The following is a 17313-nucleotide window of genomic DNA, read 5'->3' on the forward strand; positions in this document are numbered from 1 at the left end:
CTTATTGAAGAAACCCTTAGATAGAATTGAAAATGGCATATTTAATATAACTATCCGTTATCAACTTGATGTGGATAGGAAAAAACAAATGATATTACAGTATTTAAATATTAGTAAAACGCTGAACATAATTGTGATACTTTGAATAATAGGATAATACATATATTGCAAGAGGAGGAAGCATGATGAAATACAGTATTTGTATTGCCCGAATAAGGTAGTGTGACTCTCCAACCGCGGCGTGAGAAACGGAGGTGGTGGAAAATGAGAGTATTAGTTCTTGGGGCCAGCGGAGCTACTGGTAAACTAGTGGTCAATCAATTAATCAAAAGGAAAATTAATACTCGGATTTTCATTAGAAAAAGCGCAGTTCTGTTTAATCACCTAGAAGAAAATCCATTAGTGGAAATCGTTAAGGGAAATATCAACGAAATAGATGATTCTGAGTTGAATACCCTTATAAGTGAATGCAATGTCATTATTTTGTGTCTTGGTCACAATGTTACACCCAAAGGAATGTTTGGTAATCCTCGTAATTTAGTGTTTGATGCAATTAAAAGAGTATGTGAGACAGTCAAAAACAATGCTAACAAAAAAGTAAAGATCATTCTTATGGGTACGACAGGCTATACAAATACTATATCGGGAGAGGCAAATTCAACAGGAGAAAAAATCATCTTTTCCGTACTAGAGCTTTTGCTTCCACCTCATCGTGATAACATCAAGGCAGCAAATCATCTGATACGCGAGATTGGTAAAGAGGATGAAAAGATAGAATGGGCTATCGTCCGACCTGATACATTAGTTAACCATGATGAAGAAAGTTCTTATGAAATTTTCGAATCTCCTGTAAGAAGTCCATTATTCAATCCGGGTAAAACTAGCAGAATTAATGTAAGTCGTTTTATAACTGAACTAGTGACAGTTGAAAAAACGTGGATAGAATGGCGGTTTAAGACTCCGGTGGTTTATAATAAATCATCTTTAGGAAGCGATACGTAAAACTGTGCTTTCTTGCACAAGGATGGCAGCGTTTCTATGAATATACTGAAAACGGCAAAGTCTAGGGTTTAGAAATTAGCTATTTATCAGGTAAGTTTGTATTTTACTAGAAATTGGAGAATAAATGGCATTATAACAACTTGTAATGATATTCATTTAAAGTAACGGGGCTAATCTTTAAGAAGAAGATTAGCTTCTTTCTGTTGATGCTAAAGTTGTCCTTGGAAAATCAGGAGCAGACCGAACAATATGCAATGATTACAACTATTGATGATAAAGAGTTTTTTGAAGAATTGGTAAAAGAATTAGACAATGCCAATACTCATTCAACAGCACATAATGATTGGGCATTACCAGATTATAAATTGATATTTAAAATAAATAAAAGTGTGACTTTTCAATTTGTCATTCGTTATGAATAGGAGAAAGATAAAAACACATAGGAGCGGTTTTTTTGGGGATATGACTTTAAAGAAGAAGAAATTAATGAATGGTATAAAGATGTTAAGCTAACGGGTGCGTTGATCCAAGAAGGGATTAGCGCTTTTTTGTTGAAGTGTTATTGTACTAACGGAACAGTTTAGCGGAAGATGTCCTATTGTTGTAACGACTCTTGGAAAAATGGTTATTATTTGATTTTATGAAACTTAACTCTTTTAACAGCCGTATATAAATTCAGCAGCTATAAAATAGGTTTATAGGGGTTAAGAGTTTCTGTGAATTAATGGCATTTCTTTATTGTGCTAACGAATCAGAATTCTTTAATAGATGCGTGGGTATGGGAGGGGAATTTTATGTGGGTAATGATACTGATTATTATTATAGGAATAAGTACGATTATTGCATTGTTAAGAGAGCAGTTGAAACAAAACAAGAGAATTATTGAACTGCTTGAAGAAGAAAAAAACAACAATTCTGAACTTGAAAAAGTGTATGAACGTGTAAAAATGACCGGGTGTCCAATTGATGAGAGGATTGAAACTCAACCTTGGGGAGAAAGATGTTTTTATGCCAAAGATCCTTTTGGCAATCCTATTTGTTTTGTAGACGAAAGTACCGTGTTTTTAGGACAAGAAAAGGAATAGATATATGTTTTTTCCAAATGAATTGATAGCACAAGAACCTTCATTTGTCTTCGGCTAACGGGTGAGATAGCTGAATGAAGGTTGTCGTCTTTCTCTTGTTGAAGTAAAGAAGAAGGAGTATTGAAGAAGAAAGAGGTGAGTTTTCTTGAGAAAAGTAAAAACCCATTCGTTAACAATATTTGCTTTAATAATAAGCTCTGCGTCGATGTCACTATATGTTTATCAAAACTATACCAATCAGGAAATAGGCTATGGAATCGTATTCACATCATTAACTTTATTTCTAATCGGACTGATCATTCATAGTATTATAAGAAACAAAAAAATAAATAATGAAAATGCCAAATGAGTTCAACCTTATTGAACAAACGGAGAGCGTTGATCCAAGAAGGGATTAGCGCTATTTTGTTGAAATGTTTTTGTACTAACGATCAATAGTTGAACAAGAAAAATGCTTTAAGTATATAGTTTGTGAATATAATTAGAGAAGATCCAAAGCAAAGGATAATTTAATTGAGAGGGGGCTATAATAGTTGCTAAGAACAATTGATTCATCATTTGTTGCTGATTTAGTTTCAACTTCGGTATCAAAGAAAAATATATATGGTGCTGTATTATGTGTTGAAAATGGGGACAGTTCTTTATCGCTCTTATACGGGGCAGGAAATCTATCTGAAAATAAACCATATTTTATCGCAAGTGTTACAAAATTATACGTAACAACTGTATTACTACTATTAAGAAGAGAAGGCTACTTACAATTAGAAAATAAAATCTCCGAATATTTTACGGATGAAATTCTACATGAACTCCACATATATAAAGGTATAGATTACTCCAAAGATATAACAATCAAACATTTAATGTCTAATACGTCAGGAATACCTGATTACTTTTCCTCTGAGGCGGTGAAGGAATTAGTGACAGGAAAAGATCAAAGTTGGGGTTTTGGAAGAGTAATAGCGAGTGCCAAAAAAAAGAAACCGAAATTCGCACCTGGAAAAAGGGCTCAATACTCTGATACAAATTATCAACTTTTAGGTAGAATTATTGAAACAATAACTAAAAAAGAAATCCATACGGTTTTCAAAGAATTTATTTTTGATGAACTAGATTTAGTGGAAACGTACTTATTTGAAGATGTGAATGATGAAAAACCTGCCACTATGTATTACAAAGATAAGGAACTCCATCTTCCCCAATATATGTCATCTATCGGACCAGAAGGAGGCATTGTATCAACTGCGAAGGAATCTATGCTATTTTTAAAGGCATTTTTCAATGGACAGTTCTTTTCCGAAAGAATATTTCACTGAGCTTAAAGAATGGAAAATCCTTTTCGGTCCAGGATTATTCTTTTATGGGGTTGGAATTGCAAATCAACCTATATCTATTAAAGAATTTAAAAATGGATTGATAGGACATTGGGGGCAGACAGGTGCTTTTTCATTTTACCATCCAAAGACCGACCTATATTTTACAGGAACAACTAATCAGTTTTTTGGGCAAAATGTCGCAGCAGGGATGATGTTGAAGATAATCAAAAATATTAAATAAAAAATAGATGCCTAATGTGGGTTAATAAGACATAATCTTGGAATAGATTTTGAAGTATTTTATTTAAAGGAACGAGGATTAATTTTCCAGAAGGATTCGCATTTTTTAAATACAAATAACTATCTAACGAGCACTGAAGTTGAAGGTAAATACTAATAGTATTAGGGGCTGTATCGGTGCAGCTGTTTTGCTTGTTCCACTAAAAGTGTCTCCAAAAGGGATATTCCTATTAGACTAACTGAACATAAAAAGCAGAATATCACGAATAAATGATATTCTGCTTCTGAGAAAAAACTTATTCGCCTTGGGCACCGTTTGGAGTCACTCTTCGAATGTGGTTATCTTCAAAATTGTTTTGACGAGCTTTCTCCACTTTATCATTTAAAAGTTTCTTTTGGTCTACCTCTGGTGAAGGTGTCTGCTTGTCTTTGGACATTGGTGTTCCTCCTTTGTTAAAAAATCCCTACTTTCTTATTTTGCAGTCCTTTTATAAAAATAATCATAGAATATCCCTTTTATTTTTAAAAAATAATAAAACAATAAAGAATTGTTTATGGTAGAGATTTTTGAAGCAAAGAGACGGTTCTAGTGCTCCGGAAGCAAGAGAACCGTCCCCGTGCATCTTTTTGTTTTGACCACGAGTTGAATATTTAATAGTTTAGCAAAAGCACTAGATTCTAGTGCTTTTTTTATTGAATAAAGGAGATTAATAGAAACGCTCTGCGATTTTCCCATATTTTAATGGAATCAAAGCGCCAGTCTTTGGGGACCAAAAATGTCCAACTACTTTAGTGAGTTTCATAATGTACAATTACTAAACGAAAAACGAATAATAAACCTACTTTTAAATATAACTTACGTTTTATATCGAACGTTATCTAACTTTAATAAACGGAACATTCGTTTTTCACTAAACGAACAGGAATTATGAAATAGATTCATTTATTAAGAATCTTAATACATCCGATAAGAAAGAGTCATAGGTTGTTTTTTAAATATTTAGAAAATACTGACCATAATTGTGATACTATAAATTATAAAGTAATACATATATAGCAAGAGGAGGAAGAAACATGAAATATAGCTACGTTTCCCATCTATATTGTCCAAAATGTTCTTTAAAGTATGACGTGAATCAAGTTCAACAGCTTTGCGAATGTGGTGCGCCTTTGCTAGTCGAGTACGACCTCACTAGTATGAAAGAAAATTGGAAGCCGTCTGACCTCATTGGAAGAAGAAATGATCTTTGGCGATATCATGAACTTTTGCCATTGCTTAAGGAGGAAAATATCGTATCGATGGGGGAAGGAATGACCCCTTTAGTACGAATGAAAAAACTGGGTGAAGACATGGATATTCCTGAGTTATATATGAAAGATGAAGGTATCATTCCAACCGGCACCTTTAAAGCTAGAGGGGCTGCGGTAGGAGTATCAAAGGCAAAGGAATTAGGAGTTAAAGAATTGGCGATGCCAACGAATGGTAACGCTGGAGCAGCCTGGTCTCTTTACGCAGCAAAGTCAGGAATCTCCTCCACGATTGTCATGCCAGTAGATGCACCAATGATCACTCGAAATGAGTGTGCAGTAGCTGGTGCAAATCTTTACTTAGTAAACGGTTTAATTAGTGACGCCGGAAAAATTGTAGGCCAGGCTGTAAAAGATAATGGACTATATGACGTTTCTACGTTAAAAGAACCATACCGCATTGAAGGAAAGAAAACGATGGGATTGGAGATTGCTGAACAATTGGGCTGGGAAGTTCCTGATGTGATCCTTTATCCAACCGGTGGGGGTGTTGGCCTAATAGGAATTTATAAAGCGTTAAAAGAACTTCAACAATTAGGCTGGATTGGCGAAAAAATGCCTAGATTAGTAGCCGTTCAATCAGACGGTTGTGCACCAATCGTGAAAGCATGGGAAGAAGGGAAAACTGAATCAGAGTTTTGGAATGATTCGGAGACCATTGCTTTTGGGATTAATGTACCTAAAGCTTTAGGTGACTTCTTAGTTTTACAGGCTATTTATGAATCAGAAGGCTGTGCTGTATCCGTGAATGATCTTGCCGTCATTGAAGAACTGAAGCTCATTTCTAAAAAAGAAGGTGCTTTTGTTTGTCCAGAGGGAGCTGCAGCATTCCTAGCAGCAAGACTATTACGAAAAGATGGTTGGATCAAAGCAACTGATAAAGTTGTTGTTTTAAATACAGGGGCAGGAATCAAATACCCTAATACAGTGGAAGTTGAAATACCTAGGCTGCAAAAGAATGAAAAGATTAGACCTAGAAATATAACAATGCAATAATCTAAGTCTAAATGAAAGCGTTGTCATATGTGGTTTTTAGTTTTTAATCATTTTTGTTAAAGGAGGATTACACTTGAAAGAATTGAAAACCGAACTTGCGCCTTCCGCTTTAGGTCCCTATTCACAAGCGATTGATACAGGTAATCTAATTTTCGTCTCAGGTCAATTACCCATTAATCCTGAAACAAATGAATTGGTTCAAGGGGATATTGGTCTGCAAACTGAACAAGTAATGAAAAACATCGGGGCGATCCTAGCTACTGCAGAACTTTCCTATCAACATATTGCCAAAGCAACAGTATTTATGAAATCGTTAGAAGACTTTTCTTCTTTTAATGAAGTATATTCGACATTTTTATCAGAACCATATCCTGCTAGGGCAACTTTTGAAGTTAGCCGTCTTCCCAAAGATGCAGAAATAGAGATTGAAATTATCGCTTTTAGACGATAAGTATTAAATCAATTTTAAATTTGAAGGAGGAAAAATGATGAAAAAGAATTTTACGCTTCAAATTGCTGTTGCATTTATTCTCGCAATCCTCGTAGGAATATTTATGGGGGAAAAGGCTTCTATCGTTCAACCACTTGGGGACTTATTCTTACGATTAATTAGGTTTATCATTGTGCCATTAATTCTTTCAACCATTATCGTTGGAATTACCAGTGCGGGGGATATGAAAAAGTTGAGCCGTTTAGGGGGCAAAACAATCACCTATTACCTGATTACTGGGCTCCTTGCTGTTACAATTGGATTAGGTGCTGGATTGATATTCTCCCCGGGATCTGGAATAGACATTACTCTTAATGAAACTGCTGCTGAACCTAAAGAATCTCCAGGTGTCATTAATACTTTATTAAATATCATTCCAACAAACCCGCTTGAGTCATTAGTTACGGGATCTATTCTACAAATTATCTTCTTTGCTATCTTCTTAGGTATTGGAATTGTCATCGTAGGGGAAAAAGCAAGACCTGTCTTACACTTTTTTGAAGGCTTGTCTGAAATCATGTATAAGATTACCGCAATTGTAATGAAGTTAGTTCCAATAGGAATTTTCGGTTTATTAGCACCCATTGTAGGAACTTATGGATTAGCTATATTGTTACCGTTAATTAAAGTGATTATCGCCATGGCTGTAGCGGCCATCATTCATGTGGCAATCGTTTATTCACTCGCAGTAAAGACATTTGGAAAAATGAGTCCTCTTCACTTTTTTAAAGGAATTTTCCCAGCTGCAGCTGTTGCTTTCTCTACGTGCAGTAGTGCAGGAACTCTTCCTGTGACAATGAAAAACACACAAGAAAATTTAGGAGTTTCTAAAGAAACAAGTAGCTTTGTTTTACCATTAGGAGCTACTATTAATATGGACGGGACAGCTATTTATCTAGGCATTGCGACTTTGTTCATTGCCCAATACTTTGGAGTGGATCTTTCCTTTACTCAACTGTTAATGGTTGCACTAGTGGCAACATTAGCATCGATTGGGGCGGCCGGAGTTCCAGGAGCTGGAATGGTGATGTTGACAATGGTGTTGGCAGCAGTAAATCTTCCATTAGAAGGAATTGCGCTAATAGCTGGTATTGACCGAATACTAGACATGATGAGAACAAGTGTGAATGTTATGGGGGATGCATCTGGTTGTGTTGTTATAGAGAATTCCGAAAACACTTCTACACCTGTATTAGACAAAGGTCAAACGGTTTAATACTAAAACTCGTAATAAAAAATGATAAAAATAAGAGGGACGCCCTATTTATAAGGGTGTCCCTTCTTCTATTGATTCGTTTTTTAATTTTTCTATCTGATAGTATTGAGAAATAAACGAAAGAAAGGATTCACTTGGAAGGGTGAGTGCTTCTTCTTTGTAAATCAAGGTGAAGTGACGCTTCATACGAACATCTTGAATATATATCTCCCGAAGAACCCCCAACTGTAATTCCTTTTTAATAGCTGATTTAGATATAATGGATACTCCCATCCCAGACTCAACGGCTGACTTGATCGCTTCTGTATTTTCAAGTTCTAAAATTACATTTAGGTCTCTTGGATTCAGGTGAAATTTTCTTAAGTTTTCTTCCACAACCTGTCTTGTTCCAGATCCCTTTTCTCTCATAATCATTGGTAATGAGAAGAGCTCTTCCGCTGTAATCTCTTCTTTGTTAATCTTTGAATCAAATAGACTAGAAGATACGATAATCACAAGCTCATCTTCCATAAAAGGGAGTTGCTGAACTTCTCGATTAATAGTATATGTTTCGATGAATCCCAAATGAATTTCTTGATTGTACAGTTTCTCAATGACGACATCAGAGTTGTCTAGCTTTAAAAGAAGATTTACGTGAGGAAACTCCTTTTGATATCGTCCAAGTATGTAAGGCAAAATATACCCGCCTATTGTTAGACTGGCACCAATATTCAAATCTCCATGAATGGACTCTGATAAAAGGGAAATCTCCCTTTTGGTCTCATGAATTACGTTTAATATTTTCTCAGCATATTTATATAATAGTTTACCTGCCGGTGTTAAGGTAACGCGCTTTGTTGTTCGCTCAAATAGCTTGATTGATAATGAGTTTTCTAATTGTTGTATTTGTAAGCTTACACTAGGTTGAGAGAGATGTAGTATTTTAGCTGTTTCTGAAAAACTGTTACCCTTTGCTACGATATAAAACACCTTTAAATGTTCTATATTCATCCCGTATCCCCTTTCCACTAAAGCTTTCTACTAGTAATTATACTATAATTCGTTTGTAAAAAGTGGAAAAAGACCATCTTTATCATAGGCTGTGTTAAAGGTTAGTGTTGATTTTTAATACCTTTCTAGCTGTTGACTTCCGCGCATATCGTAGACTCCTGCGGGAGAAGCGGGGAGCGGGAGACCCCGCAGGAGAGAATGCGACGAGGAGGCTCCCGGCCCGCCCGCGGAAAGCGAAGATATGCGCGGAAATCAACAGCCCTTTCAACAGAGCGTTATCATAAAGACGGCCAAGGTTTAATCTTGTACTTTAACAAATCAGAATTCATTACAATAGTTAATTGAATCAATTTCATAATTACTGTTCGATTACTGAAAAACGAAGGTTCCGTTTATTATATCGATATAAAACGTAAATTATATGAAAGAAAAGGTTTAATATTCGTTTTTCGTTTAGTAATTGTACAGTATGAAACTCACTCAATTAGTAAAAGCAAGAATGGAGCAAGTAATGTTAAGGCGATAAAACCGACTATACCTACTAATATTGGTTTAAATCCAACCTTTTTAAAATCGCTAAATTTAATGCCTAAACCTAAACCTGCCATAGCCATGGATAAGAGAAATACACTGACAAATAAAAGACCGTTCACCAACTCTTCAGGTAGCAAAATAAAGGTATTGATACAACTCATTGCTAGAAATCCAAAAATAAACCAAGGAACCGGTAAAGTTTTGATGGAAGATTTTTCTTTCACGTTACCTTTCCCCATTTTTGAAAAAATAAATCCAATAATAATAGCTACAGGGATTAATAATACGACTCTTCCTAATTTAACGATAAGGGCTGTTTCACTGCTAACTTCACCACCAGGCACTGCTGCAGCTATCACATGTGCTAATTCATGTAAAGTAGCACCGACTAAAACTCCATAACTATAAGAATCGAGATTTAAAACAGGGTACAAGAAAATATAACCTAAAGCACCGATTGTGCCTAATATCGCAATACATGCAACAGCTAAAGCAGTAAACTCTTTTTTGCTTTTAATAACAGAGGCTACCGCTACAATGGCGGCTGCTCCACAAATAGCAGTTCCTACCGCAATTAACGTATTCAGATGAAGATCTACTTTCAAAAACTTTCCTAATCCAATCATGAAAACTAAAGTAAATACAATAACAATGGCATCAATATAGAGGATGGTAAGTCCAGCTTCAAAGATTTGATTAAGATTTAAACGTAAGCCCATAAGAATAATGCCAGCTCGAAGCAGGTATTTACTGCTGAATGTTATGCCTTGATTAGCTTGCGGTTGAGCTCCCATGATACCCGCCCAAAGCATCCCGAGCAAAATGGAGATAATCATGATTCCCATGATTGAAAAGAAGGGCAATAGCACGATCTGATTGGCCACAAGTGCCAAGATCAATGTCAAAAGTATTCCTCTTATATATTCTTTCCCTTTTATATCTCTCATTTTCACGACTCTTTCTTTCACCATTTCTGTTTTAATTCTTTGCAATTCCATCCTAGTCACCCCTTTGCCATACATATACAAATCACCATCATAAATCTAGAGTAACACAGAAACTAGTGGTAGAATTATAGCACTTTACTATAGGCTTTATTAGGAATTGTAATAGGTTATTTTTAAGAAAAAGATGGGCACAGGAAGGGTTCTTCTTTACACTAATAATAAGGAATCTTGGTTACTGGATACTCGCTTTTAGCACGATCAAAAATGAGTAATAAATACTCTTTCAAGGTATTACATTTGAACATGGGAAATCATTACTTTTGTAGAGGTGCTGAGGGAGCTTCCTTATTGAATTTTAAAGAAACGAGGAGAATTCAATGAAAAGTATTTTTGAAGTTGGAAATTTAAAATCAAATGGGCATTATGCTCTGGCAACAATTCACAATGAAACGGTCTATGTTTCTGGGCAGTTTTCTATTGATCCGACAACCCGTGAAAAGAAATTTGGAACCATAGAAGAAGAAACATTACAAGCGCTTAAAAATGTAGAAATGATTTTAGAAGAAGCAGGAAGTAAAAAAGACCAAATCATTCGGATGACCTTATACATTCCAGATGTTAAATTATGGGATAAGGTGGATGCGGTATATAGAGAATTCTTTGGAGAGTATAAACCTGCACGTACAGTGGTGCCAACAAATGAATTGCATTTTGGTTTCAAAATTGAAATAGATGCGATTGCCTATATTTAGTACTATTTTTATATAGTGGTTTATATTTTATATAAAATATAGAGGAGGGGTCGGCATATGGAACAATATAGATGCAACAGTTGTGGACAAAAGCATCCTGTTACGGCTACTAGGTGGCGCTGTGATTGTGAGGGAGTCTTAGATTTAGTGAAAGATAAACCAACAATTGATGTAACTGTTTGGAATCAGTATCCGAATTCGTTGTGGCGCTATTTCGAAACCATGCCATTTTCAAAAGATTCAAAGACTTGGGAATTGATCACAATGGGTGAAGGTCAATCTCCTTTAATCGTTCTTGATCCTCTAGAGCCTCATACATATGTAAAAGTAGATTACATGATGCCAACCCTATCGTTTAAAGACAGAGGTTCCGCTATTCTAATGACAAAGGCAAAGGAACTTGGCGCATCAAAAGTGATAGCCGATAGTAGTGGTAATGCGGGAACATCGATTGCTGCCTATGCCGCACGGTGTAACATATTGTGCGACATTTATTTAAGTGCTGAAACCTCTCCAAAAAAGATTGCTCAAGTAAAAGCACACGGTGCAACGATTAAGGAAATTCATGGTACTCGTGAAGACGTGGCCGCTGCAGCACAAAAAGCAGTAAAGAAAGAAAACGTGTTTTATGCAAGTCATGTGTACAATCCTTTCTTTTATGAGGGGACGAAAACGTACGCATATGAAATTTTCGAGCAACTAAAAGGTGTACCGGATTCATTAATCATCCCAGTTGGGAATGGTACCCTATTGCTTGGGGCTTACTTTGGTTTTCGAGAGTTATTAGAAAACGGATTGATTGAAAAAATGCCAAAACTAATTGCTATCCAAGCAGCTAACTGTGCACCTCTTGTCCGTGCCTTTGAAAACGGGGAGGAAACTACTAAATCTGTCGCAAACAAAGGGACGCTAGCAGAAGGAATCGCCATTGCATCACCAGCACGCGGAAAACAAATTCTTGAAGCAGTTCGTGAGACTAACGGTACGTTTTTAGCCATTAACGAAGATGAAATTCAACTTGCCAGGTCCATACTCGCTGCTAAAGGTTTCTATGTCGAGATCACATCAGCTGTTAACTATGCTGGCTACTTAAAATATAAGAACTCACCAGAAGAAAAAATAATAATTCCTCTTTGTGGGGCAGGGATTAAATCTTAGAGGATCGTATGCTAAGGCTACCTTACATACATTTAAATTTTTCTATAGGGAGAGATGATGATGATGATGATGATGAAAAGAAAGGAATTAGACACTCCATGCTTATTAATTGATCGAGAAATCATGATGGGAAATATTCGTAGGATGCAATTATATGCCGATAAGTACAACGTTCAACTTCGTCCACACACAAAAACACATAAAATGCCTGCTCTCGCTAAATTGCAGGAAGAGATAGGTGCAAAAGGTATTACAGTAGCAAAAGTTGGCTAAGCAGAAGTAATGGCTGAGAACGGACTAAACGATATATTTATAGCAAATGAAATAGTAGGAGAAGGTAAATTAAACCGTATAAAAAAGCTTGCCGAATCAATTGATATTTCCTTTGGTGTTGATAGTATTGATCAATGCAAAATGATAGAAAAAGTCTTTAGTGACAGTCAGAAGCAGGCTCAAGTTCTTATCGAGATTGAAGTGGGTGAAAATCGCTCAGGTATTATTGAAGAAAATGATTTCATACTTTTAGTAGATTATATAAAGAATTGCTCTCATCTGAACTTAAAAGGAATCTTCTCTCATGATGGTCATACTTACAAAGCAAAAGATCTTGAGGAATGTCGAAAACTCTATAACGAAGCTCAAATTCGAACACTTCATTTTGCACATTTAGCGGAAAAATAAGGGTCCAAACTAGAAACGATTAGCATTGGATCTACTCCGCCTCTTTTGCATGATTTTGGGGTAATGGAGGGGATTACTGAGCTTCGTGTGGGAACCTATATCCTCATGGACGTAGCTCAAGGAAATGCAATGGGTACATTCGCCAATTGTGCTGCAACTGTTTTAACAACGATTATCAGCAAACCTACAAAGGAACGTGTAATTACTGATGTTGGTGCAAAAGGGCTCACGATGCAGTCGCGCAGTCAGGGAATATGTGCAACTACAGGCTTAGGTTATATTAAAGACTTTGATGACGTTTATATTGATCAAGTTTATGACGAACACGCAATAATTTATAATGAAACATTCAGTAATCAAGTAACAATTGGGGAAAAACTAGAAATTATCCCAAATCATATTTGCCCAGTTTGCAATTTATACGATTACGCCTACCTATTATCTGGAGAGGAAGTGGTAGAGGAGATTCCGATTCTGTGCAGAGGAAAGCTACAATAATTCAAAAGGCTATCGTAACCCTAATTCTAAAACGAAATTTACTCATAGCTTTAGGAGACACCGACAGATTATGTTATTTCTAAAATAAGAACACTTGTTCCTTATTTTGTTTTGATATATAATCAAATTAGTGCATTACCCCAGTTGGAAGGGGGTGATGCCGATAATTGACAACTTTTCAAGCATTAGTGCTTATGATTGCATTTGCTAGTTTAGTTGTATCTAGCGTAAAAGACAAAAAATAACCCAACCTTGAGCGTGACAGCGAAAAAGGGTGGACTCTAACTGAATTGCTGACTCCCTTGAAGGGAACCTGCTATTGTGTGGGCCGTATGGTGTTAGCGCACCAAAGGTCTTTTTTAGTATTTGCTTGTTTTTATTTATATAATATCGTTTTTTTTAAATAATAATACTATAAAGATTTGTTTGTGGTCAGTGATTTTGACCAGTCTATGTCTAAGTCCCTAGTGGTTGTTGACAACAAAGCCACTGATGGAACAAAAAGCACCCTATTACTGTTTAGGGGGTAATATATTAATAAAAATAATTAGAGATGGATGATAGGAGCGAATATGAAAAAAATTATCGAATTTACTCATAAGGTACCTTCCAAATTATTAACTCCTACTAGTGGTTTTCTAAAGGGCTATAGCCATTCTCTTAATCCATATACTGGCTGCTCTTTTGCCTGTTCTTATTGCTACGTAAGGAAAAGTCCAGTAGGTCTTTTTAGAAAACAAGAGTGGGGGACATGGGTTGATATTAAGCAAGTAACAAAAGAAAAATTATCACGTGAATTAATGAATTTAAGAAAGAGGAATAAGGAAATAACCATTTTTATGTCTTCTAGTACAGATCCCTATCAACCAATTGAATATCGAGAAAGAATTACAAGACAGTTATTAGAGGCAATGGTTGAAGTGCCTCCAGACTTTCTATTTATTCAAACTAGAAGCCCATTAGTGACTAGGGATATCGATTTGATTGCTAGATTAGGAGATAATGTAAGAGTTAGTATGACAGTGGAAACGGATAAGGAATCAGTTAGAAAAAAATTTAGTCCTTTCGCTCCTCCCATACAAGCAAGACTTAAGGCTTTGCGACAGCTAAAAGAGCATAACATTCCCGTTCAAATAGCAATATCACCTGTCCTACCATTCTCGGACCAGTTTCCAAAAACCTTATCAGCGCTTGTCGACCGAGTCGTAGTAGATGATTTCTTTTCTGGTGATGGAAGTCAAGGGAGAAGAACAGAGAAGCTTCATATTAAAGAGTTGTATGACCACGATGATTTAAAAGACTGGTATGGTGAACATGCACATAAGCATGCTATGAGACTTTTAAAAAGTTCATTTAAAGATGAAAACATATTTTTTAGTCAAGAAGGCTTCGCGCCTTATTAGGACTGAAGATATGTACAGACCAAAACTAAGCGCTAAAAGTAATTGGAGGCCCTATGTTCTTATTCTTAAACATATTTAAAAAGAAACAAAAACAAAGTACGAAAACTAAAGAAGTAAAACCGATTCTAAAAAAAGAGAAAATCTCCATCCGTAAAGGGGAACTAGGAGAATATAAGATTGATATACAACTAGCACAAATGTCTAAAGAATATAAGTATGTAACGGACATTATGATTAAGAATGAAAAGTCAAAGTCAGGCTACTCGCAAATAGATCATATCCTTATTACACCATATGGCGTTTTTGTTATTGAAACAAAGAATTATCAAGGCACGATATATGGTGGGAAAAATAGAAAGCAATGGTTAGTAAACGGAAAGATAAGGTTTATGAGTCCTTTTATACAAAATTATGGTCATATTCAAGCCTTAAAAGGAATTTCGACACAAATGGATCATGTTTTCTCTGTCGTATCTTTTACAAAACGTTGTACGTTTAGATTAGACGAATTGGATTAAAGAAAAATAGATTCTGATCATCTAGTTGTATACGACGTAGAACTCTCAGATTTAATTAATAGAAAAATTTCTGCTTTGTGTAAGAAAAAAGTAACGGAAAAAGTAGCACAATATTGTATGGCAAATAAGAAGTTTAATGGTAAGGTTGATTGTTTTGACCACCAAAAGGAAATCTGAGTTGCCACAAAGAATTTTATAAAGATCTTATTCTTCCTAATCCATCTAAATAAAACAGGCACTTATGCAAATTCCTATTTTTTAAGGTAACAGCTGGTCACAAAAGAATAGGTTAAGTGAATTCAGTAGTGGAAAATATTTTCGGGATGTTATAGAAAACATAAAAAAAGGATTTGTCCTGGACAAATCCTTTTTTGCTCTTGATTACTTAATGTTGTTTATTCGGTAATTTCTTTTCTGGATGTCCTTTTCCTTGACGCTGTCTATTTTGTTCATCCTTTTGTTGCTTGTCTTGTAGTTTGTCGATAAATTGTTTTGTATCGTCCATTCTTCATTGTCCTCCTTATCTTTAATTGCTTTTTTAGGGTTCCCGATTGAGGGGGAAAATATGTATTGATCTGAGTTGAACTAGCAGCAAAGAAGATGTGCCTAGAATAGAGGAAAAATAACTTGAAGAAGGAATAATGAATCATATTACAGAATAGAGAGCTATATAAAAGTTAGGAGTGAGAAGATGGAGACAAATAATAAAAACATCCCTTTTAGATTAATAGAACAAAAAGAAGAATCAAGTAACTTAGTTATTATCTTACCCGGTGCTAGTTACACAACGCAGGCTCCATTGTTACACTTTACTACAGGCTTATTTTATACAAAAGGTTTTGATGTATTACACATTAACTATTCCTTTAATAAGCAAGAGATGGATGCTCTTAGTGAAGAGAATTTTACAACAGCTGTACAACGTGCAATCGACGAGGCCTTAAAAAACAAGAAATATCGTAATTTTTATATAGTGGCTAAATCAATAGGAACAATAGCTTTAAGTTATCTGCATCAACATACTACGTTTGAAAATGCAAAATTAATATGGTTGACCCCTTTATTACAAAGAGATGATGTATGGAACGCAATGGTTAGTAGTGATAAAAAAGGACTTTGTATTATTGGAGATAAAGATAGCTGCTTCATTGCAGAACGCTATGAAAAGTTGAAAAATAATTCTCATCTACTTTTAAAAGTAGTAGAAGGGGCAAATCACAGTTTAGAGCTTGATGGTGAGCCGATAGAATCTATTGAAATAGTAAAAGATGTAATTTCGGCTATTAATGATTTTTAACTTTTAGACTGTTAAGGATTGTACTTAAAGTAACTGGTGCGATGATCTAAGAAGGGTTGTCGCTTACTTTTTGCTGAAGTTTTTAACTAACGAATCAGAATAATTGTAGAAAAAAGATAAAAAGGGGAGATGGATTGTGAAAATATCAAGAGTTTTGTTAAGTATTGGTGTAACAATAATAGCAATTTTTATTTTTCTTGGGTACTTGTTTTTCGTTGAAGGGCAGTATGTTTCAACGAATACAATTGGGGTGCAAGAAATAGAAGTTTCAGAAGAGGAAATCTTAATAAAAGGCATTTCTTCTGACAGTGGAAATGGTTTTAGTAAGCATACGTACTTTTTGGAAGATGAAAATCTTTACATTAAGTTAAAGTATAGCATCGTAAGTATATTTAACCCTGCTGGTGATTTTAATATAATTATTACGCAGCCAACCAATGAAATTAAAAAAATTTATATTCAAGGTAACAAAAAGGACGATAAAAGATTAGTTTGGGGAAAGCAATAACGTAGACAAGCTACGATTTAATCACTTGGATGAGAATTTTTTGATTAATGTTACTACTATATCTAATTTAAACCAAGAGTGGATTGAAGTTTTAAAAGAAAATATTTTAGGATTTGAAATCCACGGTTTAGATTACACAGCAACTGAAGATAGAGATAGTTTATCAAGAACGAGCATAACGAAAGATTTTTGGGTGAGCATATTGAATCTGTTTGATAAGAAAGCCCAGGAAGATAGGAAGGAATTAACAGCGTTACAAAATTAACACTGGCGTTTCATAAGGTAGGAATACTTAATAAGTTTTTTAACTAAGAAATCAGGTTTGTTGCATTACCGTGTGCTTCATACCAACAAAGGATAAACGCTTAGTGGAA

The 17313-nt window shown here is 35.3% G+C and carries 21 protein-coding genes and 1 pseudogene; 18 read left to right on the plus strand and 4 right to left on the minus strand.

Features of this window, described 5'->3' with window-relative positions; all coding sequences use genetic code 11:
- The first annotated feature begins 264 nt into the window (after nucleotides 1–264).
- The 5 genes from CDZ89_RS09390 (at nucleotide 265) to CDZ89_RS20155 (ending at nucleotide 3644) form a co-directional block, all read left to right on the plus strand.
- Nucleotides 265–1002, plus strand: coding sequence for an SDR family oxidoreductase (locus CDZ89_RS09390; protein WP_096154139.1), 738 nt, complete (start codon nucleotides 265–267; stop codon nucleotides 1000–1002).
- Nucleotides 1003–1208: 206 nt separating this feature from the next.
- The gene (locus CDZ89_RS09395) at nucleotides 1209–1424 is read left to right on the plus strand and encodes a hypothetical protein (RefSeq protein WP_096154140.1); all 216 of its coding nucleotides are present in this window, start codon (nucleotides 1209–1211) and stop codon (nucleotides 1422–1424) included.
- A gap of 372 nt (nucleotides 1425–1796) precedes the next feature.
- Nucleotides 1797–2087 (plus strand): VOC family protein, encoded by a 291-nt coding sequence (locus CDZ89_RS09400; protein ID WP_096154142.1) that lies wholly within the window; start codon nucleotides 1797–1799, stop codon nucleotides 2085–2087.
- Between the two features lie 533 nt (nucleotides 2088–2620).
- A complete protein-coding gene (locus CDZ89_RS09405) occupies nucleotides 2621–3403 on the plus strand; it encodes a serine hydrolase domain-containing protein (protein ID WP_227521479.1) in 783 nt (260 codons plus the stop codon).
- The gene (locus CDZ89_RS20155; protein WP_227521480.1) at nucleotides 3369–3644 is read left to right on the plus strand and encodes a hypothetical protein; all 276 of its coding nucleotides are present in this window, start codon (nucleotides 3369–3371) and stop codon (nucleotides 3642–3644) included. Before CDZ89_RS09405 ends, CDZ89_RS20155 begins: the two co-directional genes overlap by 35 nt.
- 295 nt (nucleotides 3645–3939) lie before the next feature.
- Here CDZ89_RS20155 and CDZ89_RS19915 read toward each other — a convergent pair whose 3' ends face one another.
- Nucleotides 3940–4080 carry a hypothetical protein gene (locus tag CDZ89_RS19915; protein ID WP_176483715.1) on the minus strand — a complete coding sequence of 47 codons (141 nt, stop codon included), beginning with the start codon at nucleotides 4078–4080 and terminating at the stop codon, nucleotides 3940–3942.
- A gap of 637 nt (nucleotides 4081–4717) precedes the next feature.
- On the opposite strand from CDZ89_RS19915, the gene CDZ89_RS09410 reads away from it, so the two are divergent.
- The 3 genes from CDZ89_RS09410 to CDZ89_RS09420 all read left to right on the plus strand — a co-directional run bounded on the left by CDZ89_RS09410 (nucleotide 4718) and on the right by CDZ89_RS09420 (nucleotide 7653).
- Nucleotides 4718–5947, plus strand: coding sequence for a threonine synthase (locus tag CDZ89_RS09410; protein WP_100333601.1), 1230 nt, complete (start codon nucleotides 4718–4720; stop codon nucleotides 5945–5947).
- A 73-nt stretch (nucleotides 5948–6020) separates the two neighbouring features.
- On the plus strand, nucleotides 6021–6398 hold the full coding sequence (locus CDZ89_RS09415; RefSeq protein ID WP_100333602.1) for a RidA family protein: 378 nt from the start codon (nucleotides 6021–6023) through the stop codon (nucleotides 6396–6398).
- A gap of 37 nt (nucleotides 6399–6435) precedes the next feature.
- Nucleotides 6436–7653, plus strand: coding sequence for a dicarboxylate/amino acid:cation symporter (locus CDZ89_RS09420; protein WP_096154148.1), 1218 nt, complete (start codon nucleotides 6436–6438; stop codon nucleotides 7651–7653).
- 48 nt (nucleotides 7654–7701) lie between these two features.
- Here the strand turns inward: CDZ89_RS09420 and CDZ89_RS09425 are convergent, their stop codons facing one another.
- Nucleotides 7702–8643, minus strand: coding sequence for a selenium metabolism-associated LysR family transcriptional regulator (locus tag CDZ89_RS09425; RefSeq protein ID WP_096154150.1), 942 nt, complete (start codon nucleotides 8641–8643; stop codon nucleotides 7702–7704).
- Nucleotides 8644–8775: 132 nt separating this feature from the next.
- On the opposite strand from CDZ89_RS09425, the gene CDZ89_RS20160 reads away from it, so the two are divergent.
- Nucleotides 8776–8988, plus strand: a complete 213-nt coding sequence (locus CDZ89_RS20160; protein WP_100333603.1) for a hypothetical protein — start codon at nucleotides 8776–8778, stop codon at nucleotides 8986–8988.
- Nucleotides 8989–9119: 131 nt separating this feature from the next.
- Here CDZ89_RS20160 and CDZ89_RS09435 read toward each other — a convergent pair whose 3' ends face one another.
- Nucleotides 9120–10175, minus strand: coding sequence for a YeiH family protein (locus CDZ89_RS09435; protein ID WP_096154153.1), 1056 nt, complete (start codon nucleotides 10173–10175; stop codon nucleotides 9120–9122).
- Nucleotides 10176–10501: 326 nt separating this feature from the next.
- On the opposite strand from CDZ89_RS09435, the gene CDZ89_RS09440 reads away from it, so the two are divergent.
- The 6 genes and pseudogenes from CDZ89_RS09440 to CDZ89_RS09460 all read left to right on the plus strand — a co-directional run bounded on the left by CDZ89_RS09440 (nucleotide 10502) and on the right by CDZ89_RS09460 (nucleotide 15134).
- The gene (locus CDZ89_RS09440) at nucleotides 10502–10876 is read left to right on the plus strand and encodes a RidA family protein (RefSeq protein WP_100333604.1); all 375 of its coding nucleotides are present in this window, start codon (nucleotides 10502–10504) and stop codon (nucleotides 10874–10876) included.
- A 57-nt stretch (nucleotides 10877–10933) separates the two neighbouring features.
- A complete protein-coding gene (locus CDZ89_RS09445) occupies nucleotides 10934–12034 on the plus strand; it encodes a threonine synthase (RefSeq protein WP_100333605.1) in 1101 nt (366 codons plus the stop codon).
- Nucleotides 12035–12106: 72 nt separating this feature from the next.
- Nucleotides 12107–13213 (plus strand): annotated as a pseudogene (locus CDZ89_RS09450) (alanine racemase).
- A gap of 167 nt (nucleotides 13214–13380) precedes the next feature.
- Nucleotides 13381–13458: a putative holin-like toxin gene (locus CDZ89_RS20505; protein ID WP_227521584.1), complete on the plus strand. Its 78-nt coding sequence runs from the start codon at nucleotides 13381–13383 to the stop codon at nucleotides 13456–13458.
- A 327-nt stretch (nucleotides 13459–13785) separates the two neighbouring features.
- Nucleotides 13786–14616, plus strand: coding sequence for an SPL family radical SAM protein (locus CDZ89_RS09455; protein ID WP_100334290.1), 831 nt, complete (start codon nucleotides 13786–13788; stop codon nucleotides 14614–14616).
- A 53-nt stretch (nucleotides 14617–14669) separates the two neighbouring features.
- Nucleotides 14670–15134, plus strand: a complete 465-nt coding sequence (locus CDZ89_RS09460) for a nuclease-related domain-containing protein (protein WP_227521481.1) — start codon at nucleotides 14670–14672, stop codon at nucleotides 15132–15134.
- Between the two features lie 385 nt (nucleotides 15135–15519).
- Here the strand turns inward: CDZ89_RS09460 and CDZ89_RS09465 are convergent, their stop codons facing one another.
- A complete protein-coding gene (locus CDZ89_RS09465; RefSeq protein ID WP_096154158.1) occupies nucleotides 15520–15639 on the minus strand; it encodes a DUF4023 domain-containing protein in 120 nt (39 codons plus the stop codon).
- Nucleotides 15640–15825: 186 nt separating this feature from the next.
- Here CDZ89_RS09465 and CDZ89_RS09470 point away from each other — a divergent pair, with 186 nt between their 5' ends.
- The 3 genes from CDZ89_RS09470 to CDZ89_RS09480 all read left to right on the plus strand — a co-directional run bounded on the left by CDZ89_RS09470 (nucleotide 15826) and on the right by CDZ89_RS09480 (nucleotide 17204).
- Entirely contained in the window at nucleotides 15826–16431 is a 606-nt protein-coding gene (locus tag CDZ89_RS09470) for an alpha/beta hydrolase (protein ID WP_096154159.1), read from the plus strand.
- Between the two features lie 136 nt (nucleotides 16432–16567).
- On the plus strand, nucleotides 16568–16939 hold the full coding sequence (locus CDZ89_RS09475; RefSeq protein ID WP_100333606.1) for a hypothetical protein: 372 nt from the start codon (nucleotides 16568–16570) through the stop codon (nucleotides 16937–16939).
- 40 nt (nucleotides 16940–16979) lie between these two features.
- On the plus strand, nucleotides 16980–17204 hold the full coding sequence (locus CDZ89_RS09480; RefSeq protein WP_100333607.1) for a hypothetical protein: 225 nt from the start codon (nucleotides 16980–16982) through the stop codon (nucleotides 17202–17204).
- Nucleotides 17205–17313 lie beyond the last annotated feature (109 nt).

It is taken from the genome of Bacillus alkalisoli (assembly GCF_002797415.1).
GTDB classification, from domain to species: domain Bacteria; phylum Bacillota; class Bacilli; order Bacillales; family Bacillaceae_I; genus Bacillus_CD; species Bacillus_CD alkalisoli.

Excerpts from the sequence above, each read along its gene's own strand:
- CDZ89_RS09390 (WP_096154139.1), top strand. The coding sequence starts at position 265 with ATGAGAGTATTAGTTCTTGGGGCCAGCGGAGCTACTGGTAAACTAGTG.
- CDZ89_RS09395 (WP_096154140.1), top strand. The coding sequence starts at position 1,209 with ATGCTAAAGTTGTCCTTGGAAAATCAGGAGCAGACCGAACAATATGCA.
- CDZ89_RS09400 (WP_096154142.1), top strand. The coding sequence starts at position 1,797 with ATGTGGGTAATGATACTGATTATTATTATAGGAATAAGTACGATTATT.
- CDZ89_RS20155 (WP_227521480.1), top strand. The coding sequence starts at position 3,369 with ATGGACAGTTCTTTTCCGAAAGAATATTTCACTGAGCTTAAAGAATGG.
- CDZ89_RS19915 (WP_176483715.1), bottom strand. The coding sequence starts at position 4,080 with ATGTCCAAAGACAAGCAGACACCTTCACCAGAGGTAGACCAAAAGAAA.
- CDZ89_RS09410 (WP_100333601.1), top strand. The coding sequence starts at position 4,718 with ATGAAATATAGCTACGTTTCCCATCTATATTGTCCAAAATGTTCTTTA.
- CDZ89_RS09420 (WP_096154148.1), top strand. The coding sequence starts at position 6,436 with ATGAAAAAGAATTTTACGCTTCAAATTGCTGTTGCATTTATTCTCGCA.
- CDZ89_RS09425 (WP_096154150.1), bottom strand. The coding sequence starts at position 8,643 with ATGAATATAGAACATTTAAAGGTGTTTTATATCGTAGCAAAGGGTAAC.
- CDZ89_RS09435 (WP_096154153.1), bottom strand. The coding sequence starts at position 10,175 with ATGGAATTGCAAAGAATTAAAACAGAAATGGTGAAAGAAAGAGTCGTG.
- CDZ89_RS09440 (WP_100333604.1), top strand. The coding sequence starts at position 10,502 with ATGAAAAGTATTTTTGAAGTTGGAAATTTAAAATCAAATGGGCATTAT.
- CDZ89_RS09445 (WP_100333605.1), top strand. The coding sequence starts at position 10,934 with ATGGAACAATATAGATGCAACAGTTGTGGACAAAAGCATCCTGTTACG.
- CDZ89_RS09455 (WP_100334290.1), top strand. The coding sequence starts at position 13,786 with ATGAAAAAAATTATCGAATTTACTCATAAGGTACCTTCCAAATTATTA.
- CDZ89_RS09460 (WP_227521481.1), top strand. The coding sequence starts at position 14,670 with ATGTTCTTATTCTTAAACATATTTAAAAAGAAACAAAAACAAAGTACG.
- CDZ89_RS09465 (WP_096154158.1), bottom strand. The coding sequence starts at position 15,639 with ATGGACGATACAAAACAATTTATCGACAAACTACAAGACAAGCAACAA.
- CDZ89_RS09470 (WP_096154159.1), top strand. The coding sequence starts at position 15,826 with ATGGAGACAAATAATAAAAACATCCCTTTTAGATTAATAGAACAAAAA.